The organism is Bacillus ectoiniformans, assembly GCF_016908875.1.
GTDB classification, from domain to species: domain Bacteria; phylum Bacillota; class Bacilli; order Bacillales; family Domibacillaceae; genus Bacillus_BX; species Bacillus_BX ectoiniformans.
Genome location: NZ_JAFBES010000013.1, coordinates 25,131 through 47,868 on the forward strand (window position 1 = coordinate 25,131; position 22,738 = coordinate 47,868).

Sequence of the window (22,738 nt, forward strand, 5' to 3'; positions counted from 1 at the left end):
AGGTCTTGGCTTTGGCTTTTTTCATGAATAGCCGCTAATCAAACGCAGGGAGCTTTCAAAGCGGATAGAGATTCTGCAGTAGAGCCAATCCGTATTAACTATTCACTATTCAATAGAAACTGTGTTAAAATATCCTTTATGCGAATGGAATCGGGGAGTGTTTATAGATGAGCAAACGAGATTTTTATGAAGTTTTAGGGGTGGGAAAAAGCGCCTCAAAAGAAGAAATTAAAAAAGCATACCGAAAGCTATCAAAGAAATATCACCCGGATATTAATAAAGAAGCGGGAGCCGATGAGAAATTCAAAGAAGTAAAAGAAGCTTATGAGGCTCTAAGTGATGATCAAAAACGTGCTCAGTACGATCAGTTTGGACACACGGATCCCAATCAAGGTTTTGGAGGTTCTGATTTCGGCGGCGGCTTTGGCGGCTTTGAAGATATCTTTAGTTCGTTCTTTGGCGGAGGCGGCAGAAGGAGAGATCCTAATGCGCCGCGACAAGGTGCAGATCTTCAATATACAATGACCATTAAGTTTGAAGAAGCAGTGTTCGGCAAGGAAACAGACATCGAAATTCCGAAAGAAGAAGAGTGCGGAACTTGCAGCGGAACAGGAGCTAAGCCAGGCACTAAACCGGAGACATGTTCACATTGTCACGGCGCGGGCCAGTTGAATGTGGAACAAAACACGCCGTTTGGACGCATTGTTAATCGCCGTACATGTCCATACTGCAGCGGCTCCGGCCAAACGATTAAGGAGAAATGTGGAACTTGCAGCGGCGAGGGAACGGTTACGAAGATGCAAAAAATTCATGTGAAAATCCCTGCAGGAATTGATGATGGCCAGCAGCTGCGCGTGTCAGGTCATGGAGAAGCCGGAATTAATGGCGGCCCTTCAGGAGACTTGTATATCGTCTTCCGCGTGCTGCCTCACGAATTGTTTGAACGTGATGGCGATGATATTTATTGTGAAATTCCAGTGACGTTTGTTCAAGCGGCGCTTGGAGATGAAATAGAAGTGCCGACGCTGCACGGAAAAATTAAGCTGAAAGTTCCTGCTGGCACGCAAACAGGCACGAAATTCCGCCTTCGCGGCAAAGGTGTGCCGAATGTCAGAGGGTATGGAACAGGAGACCAGCATATTCGCGTGAAAGTCATTACTCCAGCGAAGCTAAACGAAAAACAAAAGCAGCTTTTAAGAGAATTTGCAGAAGTAAGCGGAGAAATGCTGGATGAACAGCAAGCAGGTTTTTTTGACAAGGTAAAACGCGCACTAAAGCGTGATTAATGAGAACGGAGCTGGTAGGGCATGAAGTGGTCGGAAATTAGCATTCAAACAACAAACGAAGCAGTAGAGCCTATTTCTAATATTTTGCACGAGGCGGGCGCAAGCGGAGTTGTAATTGAAGATCCTTTAGAATTGGAAAAAGAACGAGAAGATCAATTTGGAGAAATCTACCAGCTTGACCCTCTTGATTACCCGGATGAAGGGGTCATTGTCAAAGCTTATTTACCTGTAAACAGCTTTGTGGCAGAAACGACGGATGGAATTATCCAGTCCATTAAAAACCTTGAATCTTATCATATTGATATAGGCAAAAACGTAGTGAAAATAACAGAGGTGCAAGAAGAGGACTGGGCAACCGCTTGGAAACAATATTATAACTCAGTAAAAATTTCAGAAAAATTTACGATTGTTCCTTCATGGGAGGATTACGAGCGGGTAAATACTGATGAATTAATTATTGAGTTAGACCCTGGAATGGCGTTTGGCACAGGTACTCATCCGACAACCGTTATGTGTCTGCAGTCGCTCGAAAGATATGTAAAAGAAGGCGATCACGTAGTGGATGTTGGAACTGGTTCAGGTGTATTGAGCATTGGCGCAGCATTACTGGGAGCTAAGAAAGTAACAGCGCTTGACCTCGATGAAGTGGCTGTAAAAGCAGCTCAGGAAAATATTGAACTCAACCAGGTGCAGGACATCGTGTCCGTATCGAAAAATAATCTTTTAGACGGCATTCACGAACAAGTGGATGTAGTGGTTGCGAATATTTTAGCAGAGGTCATTCTCTCATTTACAGATGAAGTGGCACAAGTGGTGAAGCCAGGCGGTTATTTCATCTCTTCTGGCATTATTGGCCAAAAGAAAGACCTCGTGAAATCAGCTGTCGCGGGTGCAGGATTTGAGATTGAAGAAACATTGCTCATGGAAGACTGGGTGGCCATTATCGGCAAGAAAAAGTAAATGTATATTGGGGTGGTCTTGTCATGCAAAGGTACTTTATAAATGAGCGTCCTGCAGATGAACGGACGGTTACAATAGCCGGGGAAGACTTTCATCATTTATCACGGGTTATGAGAATGCAAGCAGGCGACCGCCTGTTTGTTGTTTTCCCGTCGAAAGAAGCGGCTATTGCAGAGGTGGAAGAGATTTCCAAAGATTATGCGCAGGCATTTATTGTAGAATGGGTGACAGACGACAAAGAACTGCCGGTAAAGGTGGCGATTGCGAGCGGCCTGCCGAAAGGGGATAAACTCGAATACGTGATCCAAAAAGGGACAGAGCTTGGAGCCGGCTGCTTTATCCCTTTTCATGCGGATCGCTCCGTTGTGAAGCTTGATGCGAAAAAGGCAGAGAAAAAGACGGAACGCTGGTCAAAGATTGCGAAAGAAGCCGCAGAACAATCTCATCGCAACCTTATTCCTGAAGTCTATCAGCCGATGAACTTTGATCAATTAATTCAATTGGGAACGGAATATTCTTATAAAATATTTGCTTACGAAGAAGAAGCGAAACAAGGAGAAACGGCTGCCTTTCATAAAGTGCTGAAAAGCATGAAGCCAGATGACGACCTTATCGTGGTTTTTGGACCTGAGGGCGGAATTTCTGATAAAGAAGTAAAAAAGCTTACAGATAACGGATTTATCCCATGCGGACTGGGGCCGAGAATTTTACGGACAGAAACGGCGCCTTTATATGTTTTATCAGCTGTCTCTTATCAATTTGAACTTATGAGGTGATGAATTTGCCTACAGTGGCATTCCAAACACTTGGATGTAAAGTAAACCATTATGAGACCGAAGCAATTTGGCAATTATTCAAAGAGCAAGGTTATGAGCGCGGAGAATTTGAAGCGATGGCAGATGTGTATGTCATTAACACATGCACCGTGACGAATACAGGAGATAAAAAAAGCCGTCAAGTGATTCGACGCGCTGTCCGGAAAAATCCGGATGCCGTTATTTGTGTAACTGGATGTTATGCACAGACTTCACCAGCTGAAATCATGGCGATTCCTGGAGTGGATGTTGTTGTCGGAACGCAGGATCGAGTGAAAATGCTGGAATATATTGAGCAATTTAAACGTGAACGCCAGCCGATCAACGGCGTTGGCAATATTATGAAAAGCCGTGTGTACGAAGAATTAGACGTGCCGGCATTTACTGACAGAACAAGAGCTTCCTTGAAAATTCAAGAAGGCTGCAATAACTTCTGTACGTTCTGTATTATTCCTTGGGCTCGCGGATTAATGCGCTCCCGTAATCCAGAAGAAGTCATTCATCAGGCACAGCAGTTAGTTGATGCTGGTTATAAAGAAATTGTTTTAACAGGCATTCATACAGGAGGCTATGGGTCAGACTTTAAAGATTATAATCTGGCTATGCTATTGACGGATCTTGAAAGCAAGGTCAAAGGGCTAAAGCGTATTCGTATTTCTTCCATTGAAGCTAGTCAGCTGACTGATGAAGTGATTGAAGTCATTGATCGCTCGAATATTGTTGTCCGTCATTTGCATGTTCCTCTGCAATCGGGATCGAACACAGTCCTTAAGCGGATGCGGAGAAAGTATACAATGGAATTTTTTGCGGATCGTTTAAACCGATTGAAAGAGGCGCTTCCTGGGCTTGCGGTCACATCGGACGTTATCGTAGGGTTCCCTGGAGAGACAGAAGAGGAATTCGAAGAAACCTATCAGTTTATTAAAGATAACAAGTTTTCAGAACTGCATGTATTCCCTTATTCCAAACGTACGGGTACGCCTGCTGCCAGAATGGACGATCAAGTGGATGAAGGTGTGAAAAACGAGCGCGTTCACCGTTTAATCGCTCTTTCTGATCAATTGGCTAAAGAATATGCTTCGCAATTTGAAGGCGAAGTTCTTGAAGTGATCCCGGAAGAACTGTTTAAAGAGGGATCAGAAGAAGGCTTATATGTTGGCTATACTGACAACTATCTAAAGGTCGTCTTTAAAGGGACGGAAGACATGGTTGGAAAACTAGTAAAAGTGAAAATAGAAAAAGCGGGCTATCCTTATAACGAAGGACAGTTTGTTCGAGTAATGGATGATGAAATGAGCATCGTCAGTCCGTAAAGCATTAAAAACCTTTCATGCAGAGCCATGAAAGGTTTTTAAATGTTGGAAGATCGGGTAAAGATAAGAAGAACGGCCTTCGTTCTCATGGCCGTAAATAATATTGAGGGTGTCTCGCAATTTTGTGTAATCGGTGATAAAATACAGAGGTACGTACATCGTGGTTTGGAAGGAGATTAAGCATGATAGTAGACAATCTTGGAAATATTGCAAAAACAATTGACCATACGCTGTTAAAAGCAGATGCAACGAAAGCGGAAGTGGAGACACTTTGCCAAGAAGCGAAAGAATATGGGTTTGCTTCTGTATGTGTGAATCCTACTTGGGTGGCTTTTGCCTATGAGCAATTAAAGGGTACAGAGGTGAAAGTCTGTACGGTTATTGGTTTTCCGCTTGGTGCAACAACAGCTGAGGTAAAAGCATTTGAGACAAAAAATGCGATTGAAAACGGCGCGCAGGAAGTCGATATGGTTATAAACATCGGCGCATTAAAAGACGGCGATTATGAAACAGTACAAAAGGATATTCAAGCTGTGACGGCTTCTGCAAAGGGCAAAGCGCTGTCTAAAGTCATCATTGAAACAAGCCTCTTGAATGATGAAGAAAAACGCAAAGCTTGTGAGATTGCAGTAAGCGCTGGTACAGATTATGTGAAAACATCGACTGGGTTCTCAACAGGCGGAGCGACAGAAGCAGATGTCCGTTTAATGAGAAACACAGTTGGACAAGATATTGGTGTGAAGGCGTCTGGAGGCGTTCGCAGCCAGGAGGATGCTTTAACAATGATTAAAGCAGGAGCAACTAGAATTGGTGCGAGTTCAGGTGTAAAGATCGTTCAAGGTTTAAAAAGCGATTCTGACTACTAATCGATTGTAAAGAAATTTTCTTGACCAAATCTAATGCTTGTATTATAATATTTTAGTACATGGAATTTCCATAACGGAACATGTAATCGTAATGTGTTCGGAGGGAGGGAAAGAGAAATGTCAAAAACAGTTGTTCGCAAAAACGAATCGCTTGAAGATGCTCTACGTCGTTTCAAACGCTCTGTTTCCAAAACTGGTACTTTACAGGAAGCTAGAAAGCGTGAATTCTACGAAAAACCAAGCGTTAAGCGTAAAAAGAAGTCTGAAGCGGCTAGAAAACGTAAGTTCTAAGAGAGAGGGTGTAACAATGAGTCTTCTCGAGCGTTTAAATAATGATATGAAGCAAGCGATGAAGAATAAAGAAAAAGACAAATTAACTGTCATTCGTATGTTGAAAGCGGCATTGCAAAATGAAGCGATTAAACAAGGCAACACAGAATTGACAGAAGATCAAGAATTGGCAATCCTTTCTCGCGAAGTGAAACAACGCAAAGACTCCCTCAATGAATTTGAAAAAGCAGGTCGTCACGACTTGGTTGAAAAAATTCAAACTGAACTAACTTACGTGAACATATACATGCCGAAGCAGCTTTCAGAAGAAGAACTTGAAGCAATTGTTCAGGAAACGATTGATGAAGTTAATGCTTCCTCTAAAGCGGATATTGGTAAAGTAATGGGCGCACTAATGCCAAAAGTTAAAGGTAAATCAGACGGCGGGCTTGTAAATAAGCTGGTTCAGAAAAAACTTTCATAAAAATAAGAGATGGCTGCTGCCATCTCTTATTTTTTTTTGCTTACAAATAAACAAATAAAGTTGAAACTTTTAGCTTACAATAAACGTATAGTAGTCAAATGCCATTTTCTGAAAAAGGTGGTGATTAATTACGAATGATGCGTATAAAATGGGTTACAGCTGCAGTTATGCTATTATTCTTATTCTTTCCAATGAAGCCATCCTTTGCAGAGGAACCAGCTGTATATGTGATCCCTGTTCATGAAGAAGTAGAAAAAGGACTGCTTGCATTCATGGAGCGAAGCTTTAAAGAGGCTGAGGAGAATGGTGCTGAACTCGTTATTCTAGACATCCACACACCAGGAGGTTTAGTGAATGCGGCGGGCGAGATTGGCAAGCTTCTAGATGCACAAGAGGTGCGGACCATTGCATTTATTAACGATCGGGCATTGTCAGCGGGGGCATTTATTTCATTGCATGCAGATGCAATCTATATGGTGCCAAATGCACAAATGGGAGCTGCAGCTATTATCGATCAAGCTGGAAATATGGCAGATAAGAAAGCGCAGAGTTATTGGCGCTCAGCCATGAAGAGCGCGGCAGAAACAAAAGGGCTAGACCCTATTTATGCTATGGCGATGGCAGACCCTTCCATTGATTTGCCCGAATATGATGCAGGAAAGGGAGAATTGCTCACGTTAACAGCCAAGCAAGCAAAAGAGACAGGTTATTCTAAACAGACCGTAGAAAGCCTTTCGGAATTACTAGAAGCAGAAGGAGCGGCAGGGGCAAAAGTGAAAGAGTTAGAAGAAACCTGGGCGGATAAGATTGCTCGCTTCGTGACGAATCCGGTGGTGGTTCCGATTCTTTTATCACTTGCCAGTCTCGGATTAGTGCTTGAATTGTACTCTCCAGGCTTTGGACTGCCGGGTGCCGCCGGAGTAACCTCTCTGCTATTATTTTTCTATGGGCATACAGTAGCAGGGCTTGCGGGATACGAATCCATTGGTCTATTTGTTCTCGGAATCATCCTATTAATTGCAGAAATTTTTCTGCCATGGGGCATTGCCGGATTTCTTGGGTTAACTGCTTTGGCAGGGAGTATTTTACTTGCGGGTGACAGTGTAAAGTGGATGGGCATTTCACTTTTGATTGCCATGGCGGTAACAAGCGTCGCCATGATTTTAATGGTAAAGGTGTTTGGTAAAAAAATGAAATTCTTTAAAAAGATCATTTTATCCGATTCCACAAGTACAGAAAAAGGCTATGTGTCAAATGTGAATCGACAAGAATTACTAGGAAAGGTCGGCATCACAAAAACACCGTTTCGCCCGTCTGGCACCGTAATAGTAGATGGTGAACGGATTGATGCTGTGACAGAAGGCGGTTTTATAGCCTCAGGACAGCAAGTGAAAATTGTCAAAGTAGAAGGTTCACGTGTAGTTGTAAGAGATTTGGAGTAAACTGAAACCTATATTTAGGGAACTGTTCTCGTATGGTCAGTGACCACAGGTATTCAGAATAAAAGGAGGAAATGGAATGGAAGCCAGTTTAATTTTTGTAGTAGGGGCGGTTATTGTCGGCATCATATTATTGTCGATCTTGCTGACGTTTGTTCCTGTCATGCTGTGGATTTCAGCATTGGCAGCAGGAGTAAAAGTAAGTATCTTTACACTAGTAGGAATGAGATTGCGTCGGGTTATTCCAAGCCGCGTCATTAATCCGCTGATTAAAGCTCATAAAGCAGGCATTGATGTGACGACGAATCAGCTAGAGAGCCATTACTTAGCGGGGGGTAATGTGGACCGTGTGGTTAATGCATTAATTGCCGCGCACCGAGCGAATATTGAGCTATCATTTGAACGGGCAGCCGCGATTGATTTAGCGGGACGTGACGTATTAGAAGCTGTGCAAATGAGCGTAAATCCGAAAGTGATTGAAACCCCGTTTATTGCGGGTGTGGCGATGGATGGGATTGAAGTGAAGGCGAAAGCGCGTATCACGGTTAGAGCGAATATTGACCGGCTGGTAGGGGGAGCAGGAGAAGAAACGATTGTTGCCCGTGTCGGTGAAGGTATTGTTAGTACGATCGGTTCTAGTGATAACCATAAGAAAGTACTTGAAAACCCAGATTTAATTTCTCAAACGGTTTTAAGCAAGGGTCTTGACGCTGGAACAGCATTTGAAATTCTTTCGATTGATATTGCGGATGTAGATATCGGCAAGAATATTGGAGCTGAGCTGCAGACAGAGCAGGCGGAAGCCGATAAGAACATCGCTCAGGCGAAAGCGGAAGAGCGCCGTGCGATGGCCGTTGCCACTGAACAGGAAATGAAAGCCCGCGTACAGGAAATGAGAGCGAAAGTAGTAGAATCTGAGGCGGACGTACCGCTTGCGATGGCGGAAGCACTTCGCAGCGGCAATATGGGCGTGATGGATTACTTGAATATGAAAAATATTGATGCGGATACAGATATGCGTGATTCCATCGGCAAAATGACAGGGAAAAAGAAAGATCTGAAAGGCGATGACAATTAAGGTACTGCCTTGCACGAAGGGAGGTCTTCTTGGTGGAATCCATTATCATTGCCATAGTTATTGGTATTATCGCTAGTGTGACCAATAGAATGAAGGAGAATAATGAAAAACCGGTGCCTAGAAGAACGAGGCCGGCTCCTTCTGAAGTGCCGAAAAAAACAGTGGTTGAACAAAAAGTGCAGACAGTGAAAGCAACAGTCAAAGAAAAAGCAGAGCAGGCTAAACCGGGCTCCAGACAGCCAGTACGGGAGGCTGGAGGCCGTATGGAACGAACGGCTGCTCACCCTTATAATCGAGAAGCAAAACGTCAAAATAAGGCTTCTGATCAAGCATTGAATATGGATGAGGCGGATCTCGTCAACGGGATCATTTTGTCTGAAATCCTCGCCCCGCCGAAGGCAAGGAGAAAGAAATAACAGGCATGAACCCTCCATTCCTTTCATACACATGAGAGGAAAGGAGGGTTCTTTTTTATGCCGAAAAAATGGAGCCAGCAAATGAGAAATTGGGTAACCAAATCAATGAATTTGCCTGAAGATGTGATGATGGACCTTCCTCGGATCACCTTAATTGGGCAACTCCATATATACGTAGAGAACCATAGAGGTCTGCTTGCCTTCTCGGATAAAGAAATCAGGCTGCTGCTTTCAAAAGGCCAGCTCTTAATTAAAGGCCATTCATTTACGATCAAAACGATATTGCCAGAAGAAATCCTTTTAGAAGGCAAAATCGAACATCTTACTTATTTAGAAAGTTAGAGGAGGAGGTAGCTTGAAGAATCAGTGGCTTGCTTTTGTCTATGGAACGGTTCATGTAAAGATTAAGGGGTTAGGCACTGAACGTTTCTTGAACAGGCTTAGCCGGGCGCAGGTACCTGTTTGGGGAGTGAAGCGTCAAGGAGATCATGCGCTGACCTTTACGATTTCTCTAAATAATCTGCAGGATTTCAGAAGGTGTGCCCGGTCGTTTGAAGGCCGCATATCTCTGACAAAGGGTGAAGGTTTTCCTTTTTTAATGAAAAGGGGCTGGAGAAGCTCTGGATTCTTAGCTGGCGCTTTATTATTTTTTGCCTTGCTGTTTGTTCTCTCGAATATTGTCTGGCGGATTGATATCCATGGTGCTAGTCCTGAAAAAGAGTATGAAATTCGCAAAAACCTGAGCGAGATCGGCATACAAAAAGGCAAGATAAAGTTTTCAATGGAAGATCCTGAAACGGTGCAGAAACAGCTGTTGGATCGAATAGAAGGGATCACTTGGATTGGTGTGAAGCTGAGCGGCAGCACCTACCGCTTTGAAGTAGTCGAAAAGAATATGCCGAAAGTGAAGAAGGCTACCGGCCCTCAGCACCTTGTGGCGTCTAAGGATGCCGTCATTGTGAAAATGTTTGTTGAAAAAGGCCAAGCGGTAGTGAAAAAAGAACAATTTGTTAGAAAAGGGCAGCTTCTGGTTACAGGATATATCGGAAACGAAAAGGAATATCAATTTATCGCTTCTAAAGGAAAAGTATTAGGCGAGACTTGGTATAAAACAGCTGTTGAGCTTCCGGTCAAGACAAGCTTTCATGTATTATCGGGTGACTCAGTAAAGAAACATTATCTAGGCTTCGGCCAATACAAAGTGCCGATTTGGGGGTTTACCGACCCGGCGTTTAAGCAATATTCAATGGATGAACGTATTCATTCCGTGTCTTTCTTAGGTTTTGACATGCCTATTAGTTATGAAGAAGTCAGCGTATATGAAAGCGAAATAGCAACGAGGACGTACTCACGCAAAGAAGCTGAATCAGCGGCGCTTGAGTCAGCGAGAAATGATATAAAAACAAAATTGCCTGAAAAAGCAGTTATTATAGGGGAAAAGGTTTTACAGAGGCATATGGGGAATGATAAAGTTAAGCTAATAGTACATTTCCAGGTGCTTGAGAATATTGCGGTTGGACAACCAATCATTCAAGGAGACGTAAAGGATGTCAGATGAGACAAAAATGACAGAAATTCAGCTAGATGACCCGAATGAAGCTGTATCTTTATTTGGGGTATCAGACAAAAACTTAACAGTAATTGAAGAAGAATTTAATGTATCAATTATTACCAGAGGAGAAGCCATCCGGATTTCAGGTGAGGAAGAGGCTATTCTTCTAGTGAATGAAATCATTCGCAAGCTGCTCTCGATCATTAGAAAAGGCATCAACATCAGTGAACGGGATGTCATCAACGCGGTCCAAATGGCAAAACGCGGAACGATTGAATATTTAGATGAATTATACCAGCAGGAGATTACCAAAAATGCGAAAGGCAAATCGATTCGCATTAAGACGCTTGGCCAGCAGGAATATATTACTGCGATTCGCTCGCGTGATCTTGTGTTTGGCATTGGTCCTGCCGGCACAGGAAAAACATATTTAGCAGTTGTTATGGCCGTTCACGCATTGAAAAATGGACAAGTGAAGCGAATCATTTTAACAAGGCCAGCGGTAGAAGCAGGTGAAAGCCTTGGCTTTTTACCCGGGGATCTAAAAGAAAAGGTCGATCCCTATTTGCGCCCGCTTTATGATGCGCTGCATGATGTATTAGGAACGGAGCATACTCAGCGTTTAATTGAGCGTGGAACGATTGAAATTGCCCCGCTTGCCTATATGAGAGGCCGTACGTTAGACGATGCATTTGTGATCCTCGATGAAGCTCAAAACACGACGAAAGCCCAAATGAAAATGTTTTTAACAAGACTTGGATTTGGGTCGAAAATGGTGATTACCGGGGACCGTACACAAATAGACTTGCCTCGCGGCGCTCAGTCTGGCTTAGTATCTGCAGAGCATATTTTAAAAGATGTGGCATCCGTTTCGTTCATCTACCTCGGACAAAGCGATGTAGTAAGGCATCCGCTCGTTGCCAGAATTATTCAAGCCTATGAGGAAAAAGACGAATAAGCACAGCTCGATAACAGGCATCAAGGTTGATTAAAGACCTTGGTGCTTTTTTTATCCACAAAATTGTGAGAAGGAAGTGAACTGGTCAGCCAAGATATGATTTTTTTCCCAATAACTGTTATCATCATACATATAAGTATAGGTGCAGGAGGGAGTCATGAGCGCACAGCTTAAACGTATTAGCCATTATTTTAAATATCGTTTGCTTACGGGTGCTTTGTTCTTTTTGCTGGCCGCCGTTTTATTCGGTCTTCTTTACTCGCATGTGAAGCCCGAAGTGTTTAATGTGGAGCTTTTATCAGTGGCAGACCGCACGATTCGTTCGCCGGTTACCATTGAAGATGAAGTGAGAACTGAGAAAGAAAAAGCACGGGCGGCGGCAGAAATCGAGGATGCCTTTGCTTATCGGGAAGAGGCCGCTAATAATCAAGTGCTTTTGATCGATTCGCTATTTGACTTGCTGCGCGAGTCCAATAAAAAGATTCAAAGCGCGTCCGGTGAGAAACAGCCCTTGGTTCAAAAAGAATTAGATTCGCTAAAGAAGAAATTAAGCGGAAATGATCCTGTCAGATTTACATCCTTCATTAAAGATGAGGATCTGCTAGTTTTGCTATTAGCAACGGAAAAGGAAATAGAGCAAGTGAGAAAAGTGGTGACTGGCAGGGTAGAGCTTAGTCTGCAGAAAAGAATTCGTGAAGAGGAAGTCCCTGGGGTTCAGCAAGAAATCGAGAGATCTATTTTACTCTCAAATCTGTCTGGAAAACTGAATCAAGCCGCTGCTGACATCGGCCGTTACGCAATCGTCCCCAATGAATTATATGATGAGGAATTAACAAGAACGAGGAAACTAGAAGCGATGGAGAAAGTGGAGCCGGTTAAGATCTTGCAAGGACAAGTCATCGTTCAAGAAGGTCACCTCGTCGACCGTGAAACATACCGGCAGCTTGAACTGGCAGGTGTGCTGAATAATGAAGCGTCCAAGAGACCGTTATTTGGATTGGCGATCTTTATTGCGACGATCGTCATCATGCTGTACTATTATTTCCGTCATTCCACTCACCAGGAAGAAAAGAAGAATGATTATTTGCTGATGACGTTAGTGATCTTTATTTTTTCTTTAACCATCATGAAGATTGCTGAAGTTCTTTTAAAAGAAAATAATTCTGAAGTCTTATACATCGTTCCGGCCGCTTTCGCTTCCATGCTTCTGTGCGTTTTAGTGAACGAGCGCTTAGCTATGCTGATAGCGATTGTTTTATCCGCTTGCGGGAGCATTCTATTTAACGAAGGGGCAAGCAGCACATTAAATGTTGAAATGGCGCTGTATATTTTATTTAGCAGTCTTGCGGGCATTCTATTCTTAAAAGGGCAGGGGACGAAACATATTTTGCAGGCGGGGTTATTCGTCTCACTCGTGAATGTATGTATGGTATTGTTTCTAAAGACAGTCTCCAACGGTCAATTCGCCGAAGAGGAATATATGTATATCAGTCTGTTCGCTTGTATTTCTGGTCTTTCATCTGCTGTATTAACGATTGGCGTCCTGCCTTTTTTTGACGCGGGATTTGGCCTGTTGTCATCAGTTAAACTGATTGAACTGTCTAGCCCTAACCACCCGCTGTTAAGAAAAATGCTAGTAGAAACTCCCGGCACGTATCATCATAGTATTATGGTAGCCAATCTTTCAGAAGCAGCTTGTGAAGCGATTGGAGCGAATGGTCTGCTAGCAAGAGTCGGGTGCTATTATCACGATGTCGGGAAAATGAAGCATCCGCAGTTTTTTATTGAAAATCAAATGAATGGTCGAAATCCGCATGACGACCTGCCGCCTGAAGTGAGTAAAGATATTATTATTTCTCATGTAAAGGATGGTGTCGATATTCTGATCAAACACGAGCTTCCTAAAGAGATCATTGATATTGCCAAGCAGCATCACGGAACTACATTAATGAAGTATTTTTACTTTAATGCTAAAAAAACAAGCGATGAAGTGGTAGAATCAGAATACCGCTATTCGGGACCGAAGCCGCAGACAAGAGAAATAGCGGTCATAAATATTGCGGACAGTGTAGAAGCGGCCGTTCGGTCAATGAAGCAGCCAACTAAACAAGCGATTGAGAACTTGATCGAGCAAATCGTTCAAGACAGGCTAAATGATGGACAATTTAATGAGTGTGATATTACATTAAAAGAACTGCAAATAGTTAAACGAACATTAGCCGAATCACTAAATGGTATTTTTCATTCCAGAATTGAATACCCGGAGTTTAATAAAAAGGCGAAGTAAAGAATAGGAGGAACTAGAGTGCCGCTTATGATCGATATGACCGATGAAACCGATGAACTAACACCAGAAGCCTTTCAGCTAGTGGAAGAATTGCTGAATTTAACGGTCAAAAAAGAAGGCAAAGACGAGGACAGTGAAGTGTCTGTCACGTTCGTTACGAATGATCGTATTCAAGAAATTAATCACGAATACAGGGATAAAAATCAACCGACAGATGTGATTTCGTTTGCTCTTGAAGAGATGGGGGAAGATGAAATTAAAATCACTGGAGTGGATATGCCTGCCGTTTTAGGTGATATTATTATTTCTGTTCCTAGAGCCAGAGAGCAAGCAGAGGAGTATGGACATAGCTTTGAACGTGAATTAGGGTTTTTAGCTGTCCATGGCATGCTCCATTTGTTTGGCTATGACCACATGACAGAAGAAGAAGAGCAGGTCATGTTCACAAAGCAGAAGGAAATTTTAAATGAGTATGGGCTTGAAAGATAAACATGCGTTTGATGTGAAGCGGCTGAGGCGGTCGATCGGATATGCTTCGGAAGGAATTCGCCTTGCTTTTTCGGAACCGAATTTCCGTTTTCATTGTGTGTTTGCTGCAGCAGTCGTCATGGCGGGCTTTTTTCTTTCCATTGCTCGTTGGGAGTGGATTGTGGTATGTATGCTCATTGCGGGTATGCTGGCACTTGAAATGATCAATACAGCTATTGAAAAGACCATTGATCTAATGACCGGTCACTATCATCCGCTGGCAAAGGCTGCGAAGGATTTGTCCGCGGGTGCGGTTCTCCTTTATGCGTGTCTTTCCGTCATCATCGGTTTTTTAATATTCGGGCCGAAAATAATAGACCTATTTTATAAAAGTTAGATTTTTCAGAATTTTTCCCGTAAAAGGATTACAAATTTCATTTTTTGTATTAAAATATATAGTGAAGGAGCAATAAATTGAATACACAACAATTGATTGAAGAAGCCAAAAAAGCAAGAGAACGCGCTCATGTTCCTTATTCAAAATTCAAAGTGGGCGCTGCCCTTCTGACGAAGGAAGGGGAAGTCTTTCACGGATGCAACATAGAAAACGCCGCTTACAGCATGACCAATTGTGCCGAGCGCACAGCGCTATTTAAAGCTTGGTCTGAAGGTGAAAAGAATTATACAGCCATAGCTGTAGTAGCAGACACAAAACGTCCTGTTCCGCCATGTGGAGCCTGCCGTCAGGTGATATCTGAGCTTTGCCCTCCAGATATGAAAATTATTTTAACGAACCTGCAAGGAGACGTCCAAGAATTAACCGCATCAGAACTATTGCCAGGAGCATTTTCGTCGGAGGATTTAAATGAATAATCAAACAAACCAATCGCACAAGTCAGGATTTATCTCTATTATCGGGAGACCGAATGTAGGGAAATCCACCTTTTTAAATCGAGTCATTGGCCAAAAAATTGCCATTATGAGTGACAAACCGCAAACGACCAGAAACAAAATTCAAGGTGTGTATACGAAGTCTGATTCGCAGATGATCTTCATCGATACACCGGGCATCCATAAACCTAAACATAAGCTCGGAGACTTCATGGTTAAAACGGCTACAAACGCTTTACGGGAAGTTGATTGCATTTTATTCATGGTCAATGCAGAAGAAGGATACGGACGCGGTGATGAATTTATTATTGAGAAACTCAAAGGGATTCAGACACCGATTTTTCTTGTCATCAATAAAATCGACCGTATTCATCCCGATCAGCTTCTTCAAATGATTGAACAGTATAAAGAAATGGTCGATTTTAAAGAAATTGTTCCGATTTCAGCTCTTGAAGGAAATAATGTTGATCGTCTTCTTGAACAAATTGAAAAATACTTGCCTGAAGGGCCTCAGTATTACCCCGCAGATCAAGTAACGGATCACCCTGAGCGATTTATTATTTCAGAAATGATCAGGGAAAAAGTGCTTCATTTAACACGTGAGGAAATCCCTCATTCGATCGCGGTGGTGATCGATAAGATCGAAAGAGACCAAGGTAAAGACATGATCCGTGTGATGGCCACTATTATGGTGGAGCGTGATTCACAAAAAGGAATCGTGATTGGAAAGCGCGGTGCCTTGCTGAAAGAAGTCGGTAAACGTTCGCGGGAAGATATTGAAAACCTGCTTGGATCTAAAGTATTCTTGGAACTTTGGGTGAAGGTTCAAAAGGATTGGCGCAATAAAATGTCTAATCTGCGTGACTTTGGATTCCGTGAAGACGATTATTAAAAATTATACTAGAAATTTTTGCTCCTCATAAACAGTCAGTTTAAGGTGAAGCTATTATGGAAGCCATCTGCCGTTAAAAATATGAAAGGTGGGAATTGAACATGTTGGATTTTACTTGGAAAGTTTTTTCTGAAACAGGCAGTGTTGAAGTGTACCTACTGTATCGGGATATTAAAAATGACAACTCCGTCTCCCCATTCGAACAAGAGCATGAGATGGCTGAACTTGACTTCCCAACAACTGGCATCCCGAATTGAGGAGTATAGAAGGGCGGCCTTCTTGTGCTTCAAAAATGTGAAGGTATTGTAATTCGAACAGCCAACTACGGCGAAACAAATAAAATAGTTACGATGTTTACGAAGGAAAAAGGAAAGATTGCTGTCATGGCAAGAGGCGCAAAAAAACCGAACAGCCGTCTTTCCTCTATTACTCAGCCTTTTACACATGGTTACTTTCTTATTCAGTCGGGAAGCGGCCTCGGAACTCTGCAACAGGGTGAAATGGTCTCTTCTATGCGCCATATCAGAGAAGATTTAATCGTGACCTCCTACGCCGCATATATTGTGGAACTGTTAGATAAAAGTACCGAGGAGAAAGAAGCTTATCCTTCTCTGTTTCACTTTTTACAGCAGACTCTCCATTACTTAAATGAAGGTTATGATGCGGAAATATTAACAAACATTTTTGAGATGAAGATGCTTCATTTAATTGGTCTGCGCCCTGAATTGAGCTGTTGCGTCAATTGCGGCAGCAAAGAGGGGCGTTTTGCTTTTTCCATTCGGGAAAATGGTTTGCTGTGCCATCGCTGTTTTGAGATGGATCCTTATATGCTTCCGTTATCACAATCAGCCATCAAACTGCTTCGCTTATTCTATTTCTTTGATCTGGACAGGCTGGGAAACATTACGGTCAAACCGGAAACAAAAAAGGAATTGCGAGCGGCGATTCATATGTATTATGATGAATATTCGGGATTGTATTTAAAATCGAGGCGCTTTTTGGAGCAAATGGAAAAAATTCAAGGTATTTTTGAAAAACCGAAAGAAGAAGATTGACAAAACAGCTTTTTTCGATTAAGTTTTTTACATACTTAAAAACGAATAGTAAAGACCGCAGTGAAGGAAAGGAAGTAATTGATTTCCTCTTTTTAAGCGAATCCGGGATGGTGAAAGCCGGATAAAGAGCATCAACGAAAGGCAGTCTGGAGCGGCAGCAAGAAAAGAGGCGAATGGCAGATTTCTGCTATTGGCAATTAGGGTGGAACCGCGGGTTAACTCTCGTCCCTATGTACGAACGATCGTGCATAGAGACGGGAGTTTTTTGTTTGTCTCCGCACGAAAAAACAACGCAATTTCACTTTGTTAATTAGGTGCATAGCGCCAATACATGAAAAGGGGCAAAGCAATGAATATTCAAGACATGATTGTTACGCTGCAAAAGCATTGGTCAGATCATGGCTGTATTTTAATGCAGGCATATGATGTAGAAAAAGGGGCAGGAACGATGAGTCCTTATACGTTCTTGCGCGCGATTGGTCCAGAGCCTTGGAATGTGGCGTATGTTGAACCAAGCCGCCGTCCAGCCGATGGGCGTTACGGAGAAAACCCGAACCGTTTGTATCAGCACCATCAGTTCCAGGTCATCATGAAACCTTCTCCTGACAACATTCAGGAAATGTATTTAGATTCTTTAAAAGCTTTAGGTATTGACCCATTAGAGCATGATATCCGGTTTGTTGAAGATAACTGGGAAAATCCTTCTCTTGGCTGTGCGGGTCTTGGCTGGGAAGTTTGGCTAGATGGTATGGAAATCACGCAATTTACGTATTTTCAGCAAGTAGGCGGTTTGGAATGCAAGCCGGTATCTGTTGAAATTACATATGGTATTGAGCGGTTAGCGTCTTATATTCAAGAAAAGGAAAATGTGTTTGATTTAGAGTGGACAAACGGGTTCACAGTGAGAGATATTTTCTATCAGCCTGAATTTGAACATTCGAAATATACATTTGAAACATCGGATGCGGACATGCTGTTTAATTTATTTGCCATTTATGAGAAAGAAGCGAAACGTCAAATGGATGAAGGGCTTGTACACCCTGCCTATGACTATGTTTTAAAATGTTCCCACGTGTTTAACGTGCTCGATGCTAAAGGAGCAATTTCAGTAACGGAAAGAACGGCTTACCTTGGCCGCATGAGAAACCTCGCCAGACAAATAGCGAAAACATTTTATGATGAGCGAGAAAAGTTAGGGTTCCCAATTTTGCAAAGGGAAGGAGAGCAGGGTCATGAATAAGAGAGATTTATTAATTGAAATCGGATTGGAAGAAATGCCGGCACGTTTTGTCACTGAATCCATGAATCAGCTTGGCCGCCGTGTAGAGGAATTTTTAAATGAATTGAAGATTACGTTTGGTCAAGTCGATGTTTACTCGACGCCTCGCCGTTTAGCAGTAATGGTGAAAGCTGTGGCAGAAGCGCAGGAAGACATTGAGGAAGAAGCAAAAGGACCGGCCAAAAAGATCGCGAAAACAGAGGATGGAGAATGGTCAAAAGCCGCAGCTGGGTTTGCTCGCGGACAAGGCATGACAGTGGATGACATATTCTTTAAAGAAATTAAAGGCATTGAATATGCGTTTGTCAATAAATTCATTAAAGGGCAGGCAACTAAAGATCTTTTGCCTAAGCTTGAGCAAGTGATCTCTAGTATGACATTTGGAAAAAATATGCGCTGGGCGAGCAATGAATTCCGATATGTCCGTCCAATAAAATGGATGGTGGCACTATTCGGCAGCGAAGTGATTCCTTTTGAAATTACAAATGTGGCCACAGGCAAAACAACGCTTGGCCATCGTTTCTTAGGAGAACAAGCTGAAATTACTGAACCAGCTGGGTACGTCGAGACACTTTCAGGTCAAAAGGTCATTGCAGATCCCAATGAAAGAAAAGAAATGATCAGAAAACAATTAAAAGATATTGAAGCGAAAGAAAATTGGGTCATTCCAGTTGATGAAGGCTTGCTTGAAGAAGTCAATAATTTAGTGGAATATCCTACGGCTCTATCAGGATCGTTTAACGAAGAGTTTCTTGAGCTTCCGGATGAAGTATTAATCACATCAATGAAAGAACACCAGCGCTATTTCCCGGTGAAGAATCAAGCAGGAGAGCTGCTTCCTTACTTCGTCACTGTTCGAAATGGGGATTCACATTCACTTGACAAAGTGGCAAAAGGAAATGAAAAAGTTCTTCGCGCACGATTAGCTGATGCAGACTTCTTCTATAAAGAAGATCAAAAAACAGCTATCGCAGCTTTTGTGAAGAAGCTTTCGACCATTGTCTATCATGAGAAAATCGGAACCTTATCCGAAAAGATCAGCCGAATTCAAAGAATCTCATCTAAATTAGCTGACATGGTTGGCACAGACGAAAAAACGAAACAGCAAGTGAACCGGGCGGCTGAAATTTGTAAATTTGATCTAGTTACCCACATGGTATATGAATTCCCTGAATTGCAAGGTGTCATGGGCGAGAAGTATGCGATCCAAAAAGGCGAAGACAAAGAAGTGGCAGAAGCGATTAACCAGCATTACCAGCCTCGCCATGCCGATGATGCGGCACCAGAGCATATAACGGGAGCTTTAGTGAGCATAGCAGACAAGCTAGATACGATCATCTCATGTTTCGCCGTGGATATTATTCCAACAGGTTCTCAAGATCCTTATGCCTTGCGAAGACAAACGGCCGGCATTGTGCAAACACTGATCCAGCATGGCTGGGTTCTTGAACTTGAAGACATTTTGGCAGCTGCAGTGAATATAGTAAAAGCGGATGAAATCGGAGAGAAACAGCCAGAAGTTCTGCTTGATGAGCTGCTTTCATTCTTTAAGTTAAGAATTAAATACAGTATGCAGGAAAAAGAGATCAGCCATGATGTGATCGATGCCGTTTTAGAAGGGGCTGTTGGATCATTGCCTTCACTATTTGAAAGAGCTGCTGTTATCATGAATCATAAAAATGATGCAGAGTTTAAAAGTGATATGGAAGCATTGAGCCGCGTTCTGAACATAGCGAAAAAAGCGGATAAAAACACGGAAGTAAACACAGAGCTGTTTGCTAACGAGCAAGAAAACGTTCTATTCAATGAGTATATTCGTATACAAGAAGCGCTAAAGAGTGCGGAAAGTATCGAAGACCGGTACCAATTATTAGTCAGCGTCAAGCCGGCGATTGATGACTACTTTGAACATACGATGATCATGTCTGATGATGAAAACATCAAAACCAACCGCTTAAGCCAAATGAGTAAATTGGCGAATCTGATCCTTGATTTTGCTCACTTTAATTCAATTTTAGTCAAATAATAAGCAAAAACTTTGCATAGATGAACCATCTCTCATACACTTAGAAGAGTCTGCCTGCCTGGGCAGACTTTTCCTCACGCCCAAAAGAGATAGATATGTTTTTCGTTCGTAGGAAACTTTTCTTTTCATTTATGATAAATAGTATATAATATTTATTATATGGTATAACACATTTGAGCGTGAATTAGGTGGTGAGGACAATAGAACTGAACAAGCGTCAAGAGACAATCTTGCAAATCGTAAAAGAAAATGGTCCAATTACAGGGGAGAATATTGCGGAGCGCTTAAGTTTGACCCGAGCGACGCTAAGACCTGACCTTGCAATATTAACTATGGCGGGATTTCTGGATGCCAGACCTCGCGTAGGTTATTTTTATACAGGCAAAACTGGCACACAGCTTTTAACTGAAAATCTAATGAAAATTTATGTGAAAGATTATCAATCGATCCCCGTAGTGGTTCCTTCAAATGTTTCAGTTTATGAAGCGATCGTGACGATGTTTTTAGAAGATGTAGGCACATTATTTGTCGTCGATGAAAAGAATTGCTTAGTCGGTGTGCTCTCACGAAAAGATTTGCTGCGTGCAAGCATTGGAAAGCAGGAATTAAGCACATTGCCGGTGAACATTATAATGACAAGAATGCCGAATATTACGGTCTGTGAAAAGGACGACTTACTGATAGATGTAGCGAAAAATTTAATTGAAAAGCAAATCGACTCTGTGCCGGTTGTGAAGGTTAGCGAGGCAGGGTATGAAGTGACTGGAAGGGTGACGAAAACCACGATTGCCAAAGCTTTCATTTCTCTGGCAGATGATGAAGTTTAGCTTATGAATGATAAAGGAGGGAACTGATTGTTGGTGAAAGATCCGATCATTTATATAGTATCAGATTCCGTTGGCGAGACAGCTGAATTAGTGACGAAAGCCGCAGTCAGCCAATTCAATGGTTCCCATGCCATTATAAAAAGATTTCCTTATGTTGAGGATTTTGCCAATATTGATGAAGTGATTGATTTGGCAAAAATTGAGCAGGGAATTATTGTTTATACACTAGTTAAACCGGATATTAGGAAGTATATGATGAAAAGGGCTGCTGAGGAAGAAATCATTATCTTTGATCTGATCGGGCCGCTTATGGATCAGCTGGAAATGATGTATAACCGAAAGCCGCTATTAGAGCCTGGTTTAGTACGGCGGCTGGATGAAGAGTACTTTAAGAAAGTAGAGGCCATTGAGTTTGCGGTCAAATATGATGATGGGCGTGATCCACGCGGTCTGCTGAAGGCGGATATTATTCTGTTAGGTGTGTCGCGTACGTCTAAAACCCCGTTGTCACAGTATTTAGCACATAAACGTTTAAAGGTAGCGAATGTTCCTCTCGTTCCGGAAGTAGATCCACCTGAAGAACTGTTTACGGTTCCAAAGAGCAAGTGCTTTGGTTTAAAAATCAGCCCAGATAAATTGAATTTTATCCGTAAAGAAAGACTCTTGTCACTCGGATTAAACGACAGTGCCAGCTATGCGGATGTGGAGCGGATTAAAACAGAAATAGCTTATTTTGAAAAGATTACAGACCGAATCGGCTGTGAAGTAATCGATGTAACGAATAAAGCGGTGGAAGAAACAGCTAATATTATTTTAAGCAAGTTTCGCAATGTAAGATAGCACATGATCGGTGGATTATGTGCTTTTCCTTTTCATTAAAAAAATGAAAAAAAACATAGTTATTTTTGAACAAATATACTATAATAAAAAATTGTGATAAAAATGTATTTGAAACAGGTTTAGAGCTTGACATAAAAGAATAAACTAATTACATGTTGTGTTTATCGTGAAAAGAGACAAAGGTATGCGGTGCGCGCTTTTTTTTAGGATATTTCGCTTTTAAGAAGGATTCTAAACAAGCTTGTAGAATAATAAACGATAGGAAAGAAAGAGAAATATGAAAATATTTGTCGATGCAGATTCTTGTCCAGTAAAACAGGAAATACTTACCTTGGCAAAAGAGTATAAAATTGAAGCGGTCTTTGTGGCTTCCATTCGACATATGATGAATCAAACCATGGAAGGCACATGGAAATATGTTGACCCGGATGCAGAAGCGGCCGATCTTTATATTTTTAATCACTTGCAAAAAGGAGATGTATTAGTCACTCAGGACATAGGATTAGCAGGTCTAGCGCTTTCCAAGCAGGTGAATGTCGTTTCTCCAAGAGGACATGTATATCACGAAGATAACATGGCGAATGAATTGCATTTTCGTCACCTGGCTGCTAAAGCAAGAAGAAGCGGTGTGTATTCAAAAGGGCCTAAAGCATTTACGGATGCAGATAACAGCCGATTTATGGTCAATATGAAAAATATATTGTCGCAAGCTGCAGGAAGATAAGAATTCTTATCG

The 22,738-nt window shown here is 42.1% G+C and carries 25 protein-coding genes; all 25 read left to right on the top strand.

Annotation, left to right across the window (positions count from 1 at the left end):
• The first annotated feature begins 167 nt into the window (after nucleotides 1-167).
• The 25 genes from dnaJ (at nucleotide 168) to JOC78_RS14565 (ending at nucleotide 22,726) form a co-directional block, all read left to right on the top strand.
• Nucleotides 168-1,286 (top strand): molecular chaperone DnaJ, encoded by a 1,119-nt coding sequence (dnaJ, locus tag JOC78_RS14445; RefSeq protein ID WP_204557117.1) that lies wholly within the window; start codon nucleotides 168-170, stop codon nucleotides 1,284-1,286.
• 21 nt (nucleotides 1,287-1,307) lie between these two features.
• Nucleotides 1,308-2,246 carry a 50S ribosomal protein L11 methyltransferase gene (prmA, locus tag JOC78_RS14450; protein ID WP_204557118.1) on the top strand — a complete coding sequence of 313 codons (939 nt, stop codon included), beginning with the start codon at nucleotides 1,308-1,310 and terminating at the stop codon, nucleotides 2,244-2,246.
• Nucleotides 2,247-2,269: 23 nt separating this feature from the next.
• Nucleotides 2,270-3,022 (top strand): 16S rRNA (uracil(1498)-N(3))-methyltransferase, encoded by a 753-nt coding sequence (locus tag JOC78_RS14455; RefSeq protein WP_204557119.1) that lies wholly within the window; start codon nucleotides 2,270-2,272, stop codon nucleotides 3,020-3,022.
• A 5-nt stretch (nucleotides 3,023-3,027) separates the two neighbouring features.
• Entirely contained in the window at nucleotides 3,028-4,374 is a 1,347-nt protein-coding gene (gene mtaB / locus JOC78_RS14460) for a tRNA (N(6)-L-threonylcarbamoyladenosine(37)-C(2))-methylthiotransferase MtaB (RefSeq protein WP_204557120.1), read from the top strand.
• 182 nt (nucleotides 4,375-4,556) lie between these two features.
• Nucleotides 4,557-5,240, top strand: a complete 684-nt coding sequence (gene deoC, locus JOC78_RS14465) for a deoxyribose-phosphate aldolase (RefSeq protein WP_204557121.1) — start codon at nucleotides 4,557-4,559, stop codon at nucleotides 5,238-5,240.
• Nucleotides 5,241-5,357: 117 nt separating this feature from the next.
• Nucleotides 5,358-5,531 (top strand): 30S ribosomal protein S21, encoded by a 174-nt coding sequence (gene rpsU / locus JOC78_RS14470; RefSeq protein ID WP_003152957.1) that lies wholly within the window; start codon nucleotides 5,358-5,360, stop codon nucleotides 5,529-5,531.
• Nucleotides 5,532-5,547: 16 nt separating this feature from the next.
• Complete coding sequence (locus JOC78_RS14475) at nucleotides 5,548-5,994, top strand: GatB/YqeY domain-containing protein (RefSeq protein WP_204557122.1); 447 nt, start codon at nucleotides 5,548-5,550, stop codon at nucleotides 5,992-5,994.
• Between the two features lie 134 nt (nucleotides 5,995-6,128).
• Nucleotides 6,129-7,436, top strand: coding sequence for an NfeD family protein (locus JOC78_RS14480; protein ID WP_420829947.1), 1,308 nt, complete (start codon nucleotides 6,129-6,131; stop codon nucleotides 7,434-7,436).
• A 76-nt stretch (nucleotides 7,437-7,512) separates the two neighbouring features.
• Nucleotides 7,513-8,511, top strand: a complete 999-nt coding sequence (floA, locus tag JOC78_RS14485; protein WP_204557123.1) for a flotillin-like protein FloA — start codon at nucleotides 7,513-7,515, stop codon at nucleotides 8,509-8,511.
• A gap of 32 nt (nucleotides 8,512-8,543) precedes the next feature.
• Nucleotides 8,544-8,927 carry a hypothetical protein gene (locus tag JOC78_RS14490; RefSeq protein ID WP_204557124.1) on the top strand — a complete coding sequence of 128 codons (384 nt, stop codon included), beginning with the start codon at nucleotides 8,544-8,546 and terminating at the stop codon, nucleotides 8,925-8,927.
• A gap of 57 nt (nucleotides 8,928-8,984) precedes the next feature.
• Nucleotides 8,985-9,269, top strand: a complete 285-nt coding sequence (gene yqfC, locus JOC78_RS14495) for a sporulation protein YqfC (protein ID WP_204557126.1) — start codon at nucleotides 8,985-8,987, stop codon at nucleotides 9,267-9,269.
• 13 nt (nucleotides 9,270-9,282) lie between these two features.
• Nucleotides 9,283-10,485 carry a sporulation protein YqfD gene (gene yqfD / locus JOC78_RS14500; protein ID WP_204557129.1) on the top strand — a complete coding sequence of 401 codons (1,203 nt, stop codon included), beginning with the start codon at nucleotides 9,283-9,285 and terminating at the stop codon, nucleotides 10,483-10,485.
• A complete protein-coding gene (locus tag JOC78_RS14505; protein WP_204557131.1) occupies nucleotides 10,475-11,437 on the top strand; it encodes a PhoH family protein in 963 nt (320 codons plus the stop codon). The genes yqfD and JOC78_RS14505 overlap by 11 nt, the downstream gene beginning before the upstream one ends.
• Nucleotides 11,438-11,594: 157 nt before the next feature.
• Nucleotides 11,595-13,724: an HD family phosphohydrolase gene (locus JOC78_RS14510; protein ID WP_204557133.1), complete on the top strand. Its 2,130-nt coding sequence runs from the start codon at nucleotides 11,595-11,597 to the stop codon at nucleotides 13,722-13,724.
• An 18-nt stretch (nucleotides 13,725-13,742) separates the two neighbouring features.
• Nucleotides 13,743-14,213: an rRNA maturation RNase YbeY gene (ybeY, locus tag JOC78_RS14515; RefSeq protein ID WP_204557135.1), complete on the top strand. Its 471-nt coding sequence runs from the start codon at nucleotides 13,743-13,745 to the stop codon at nucleotides 14,211-14,213.
• On the top strand, nucleotides 14,191-14,589 hold the full coding sequence (locus JOC78_RS14520; RefSeq protein ID WP_204557137.1) for a diacylglycerol kinase family protein: 399 nt from the start codon (nucleotides 14,191-14,193) through the stop codon (nucleotides 14,587-14,589). The genes ybeY and JOC78_RS14520 overlap by 23 nt, the downstream gene beginning before the upstream one ends.
• Nucleotides 14,590-14,666: 77 nt before the next feature.
• On the top strand, nucleotides 14,667-15,065 hold the full coding sequence (locus tag JOC78_RS14525) for a cytidine deaminase (protein WP_204557139.1): 399 nt from the start codon (nucleotides 14,667-14,669) through the stop codon (nucleotides 15,063-15,065).
• Complete coding sequence (gene era, locus JOC78_RS14530) at nucleotides 15,058-15,975, top strand: GTPase Era (protein WP_204557141.1); 918 nt, start codon at nucleotides 15,058-15,060, stop codon at nucleotides 15,973-15,975. The genes JOC78_RS14525 and era overlap by 8 nt, the downstream gene beginning before the upstream one ends.
• A 101-nt stretch (nucleotides 15,976-16,076) precedes the next feature.
• Nucleotides 16,077-16,232, top strand: coding sequence for a YqzL family protein (locus JOC78_RS14535; RefSeq protein ID WP_204557142.1), 156 nt, complete (start codon nucleotides 16,077-16,079; stop codon nucleotides 16,230-16,232).
• Nucleotides 16,233-16,256: 24 nt separating this feature from the next.
• Nucleotides 16,257-17,030, top strand: a complete 774-nt coding sequence (gene recO, locus JOC78_RS14540) for a DNA repair protein RecO (protein WP_204557143.1) — start codon at nucleotides 16,257-16,259, stop codon at nucleotides 17,028-17,030.
• Between the two features lie 349 nt (nucleotides 17,031-17,379).
• Nucleotides 17,380-18,270 (top strand): glycine--tRNA ligase subunit alpha, encoded by an 891-nt coding sequence (glyQ, locus tag JOC78_RS14545; RefSeq protein ID WP_204557144.1) that lies wholly within the window; start codon nucleotides 17,380-17,382, stop codon nucleotides 18,268-18,270.
• Nucleotides 18,263-20,335, top strand: coding sequence for a glycine--tRNA ligase subunit beta (gene glyS, locus JOC78_RS14550; protein WP_204557145.1), 2,073 nt, complete (start codon nucleotides 18,263-18,265; stop codon nucleotides 20,333-20,335). The genes glyQ and glyS overlap by 8 nt, the downstream gene beginning before the upstream one ends.
• Nucleotides 20,336-20,526: 191 nt before the next feature.
• Nucleotides 20,527-21,162: a transcriptional regulator CcpN gene (ccpN, locus tag JOC78_RS14555; RefSeq protein ID WP_204557254.1), complete on the top strand. Its 636-nt coding sequence runs from the start codon at nucleotides 20,527-20,529 to the stop codon at nucleotides 21,160-21,162.
• 30 nt (nucleotides 21,163-21,192) lie between these two features.
• Nucleotides 21,193-22,002 (top strand): pyruvate, water dikinase regulatory protein, encoded by an 810-nt coding sequence (locus JOC78_RS14560; protein WP_204557255.1) that lies wholly within the window; start codon nucleotides 21,193-21,195, stop codon nucleotides 22,000-22,002.
• 277 nt (nucleotides 22,003-22,279) lie between these two features.
• Nucleotides 22,280-22,726, top strand: a complete 447-nt coding sequence (locus JOC78_RS14565) for a YaiI/YqxD family protein (protein ID WP_204557146.1) — start codon at nucleotides 22,280-22,282, stop codon at nucleotides 22,724-22,726.
• Nucleotides 22,727-22,738 lie beyond the last annotated feature (12 nt).

Bases quoted from the DNA above. Each gene is read 5' to 3' on its own strand.
- dnaJ (WP_204557117.1), top strand. From the start codon at position 168: ATGAGCAAACGAGATTTTTATGAAGTTTTAGGGGTGGGAAAAAGCGCC.
- prmA (WP_204557118.1), top strand. From the start codon at position 1,308: ATGAAGTGGTCGGAAATTAGCATTCAAACAACAAACGAAGCAGTAGAG.
- JOC78_RS14455 (WP_204557119.1), top strand. From the start codon at position 2,270: ATGCAAAGGTACTTTATAAATGAGCGTCCTGCAGATGAACGGACGGTT.
- deoC (WP_204557121.1), top strand. From the start codon at position 4,557: ATGATAGTAGACAATCTTGGAAATATTGCAAAAACAATTGACCATACG.
- rpsU (WP_003152957.1), top strand. From the start codon at position 5,358: ATGTCAAAAACAGTTGTTCGCAAAAACGAATCGCTTGAAGATGCTCTA.
- JOC78_RS14475 (WP_204557122.1), top strand. From the start codon at position 5,548: ATGAGTCTTCTCGAGCGTTTAAATAATGATATGAAGCAAGCGATGAAG.
- JOC78_RS14480 (WP_420829947.1), top strand. From the start codon at position 6,129: ATGATGCGTATAAAATGGGTTACAGCTGCAGTTATGCTATTATTCTTA.
- floA (WP_204557123.1), top strand. From the start codon at position 7,513: ATGGAAGCCAGTTTAATTTTTGTAGTAGGGGCGGTTATTGTCGGCATC.
- yqfC (WP_204557126.1), top strand. From the start codon at position 8,985: ATGCCGAAAAAATGGAGCCAGCAAATGAGAAATTGGGTAACCAAATCA.
- JOC78_RS14505 (WP_204557131.1), top strand. From the start codon at position 10,475: ATGTCAGATGAGACAAAAATGACAGAAATTCAGCTAGATGACCCGAAT.
- JOC78_RS14510 (WP_204557133.1), top strand. From the start codon at position 11,595: ATGAGCGCACAGCTTAAACGTATTAGCCATTATTTTAAATATCGTTTG.
- JOC78_RS14520 (WP_204557137.1), top strand. From the start codon at position 14,191: ATGAGTATGGGCTTGAAAGATAAACATGCGTTTGATGTGAAGCGGCTG.
- era (WP_204557141.1), top strand. From the start codon at position 15,058: ATGAATAATCAAACAAACCAATCGCACAAGTCAGGATTTATCTCTATT.
- JOC78_RS14535 (WP_204557142.1), top strand. From the start codon at position 16,077: ATGTTGGATTTTACTTGGAAAGTTTTTTCTGAAACAGGCAGTGTTGAA.
- glyQ (WP_204557144.1), top strand. From the start codon at position 17,380: ATGAATATTCAAGACATGATTGTTACGCTGCAAAAGCATTGGTCAGAT.
- glyS (WP_204557145.1), top strand. From the start codon at position 18,263: ATGAATAAGAGAGATTTATTAATTGAAATCGGATTGGAAGAAATGCCG.
- JOC78_RS14565 (WP_204557146.1), top strand. From the start codon at position 22,280: ATGAAAATATTTGTCGATGCAGATTCTTGTCCAGTAAAACAGGAAATA.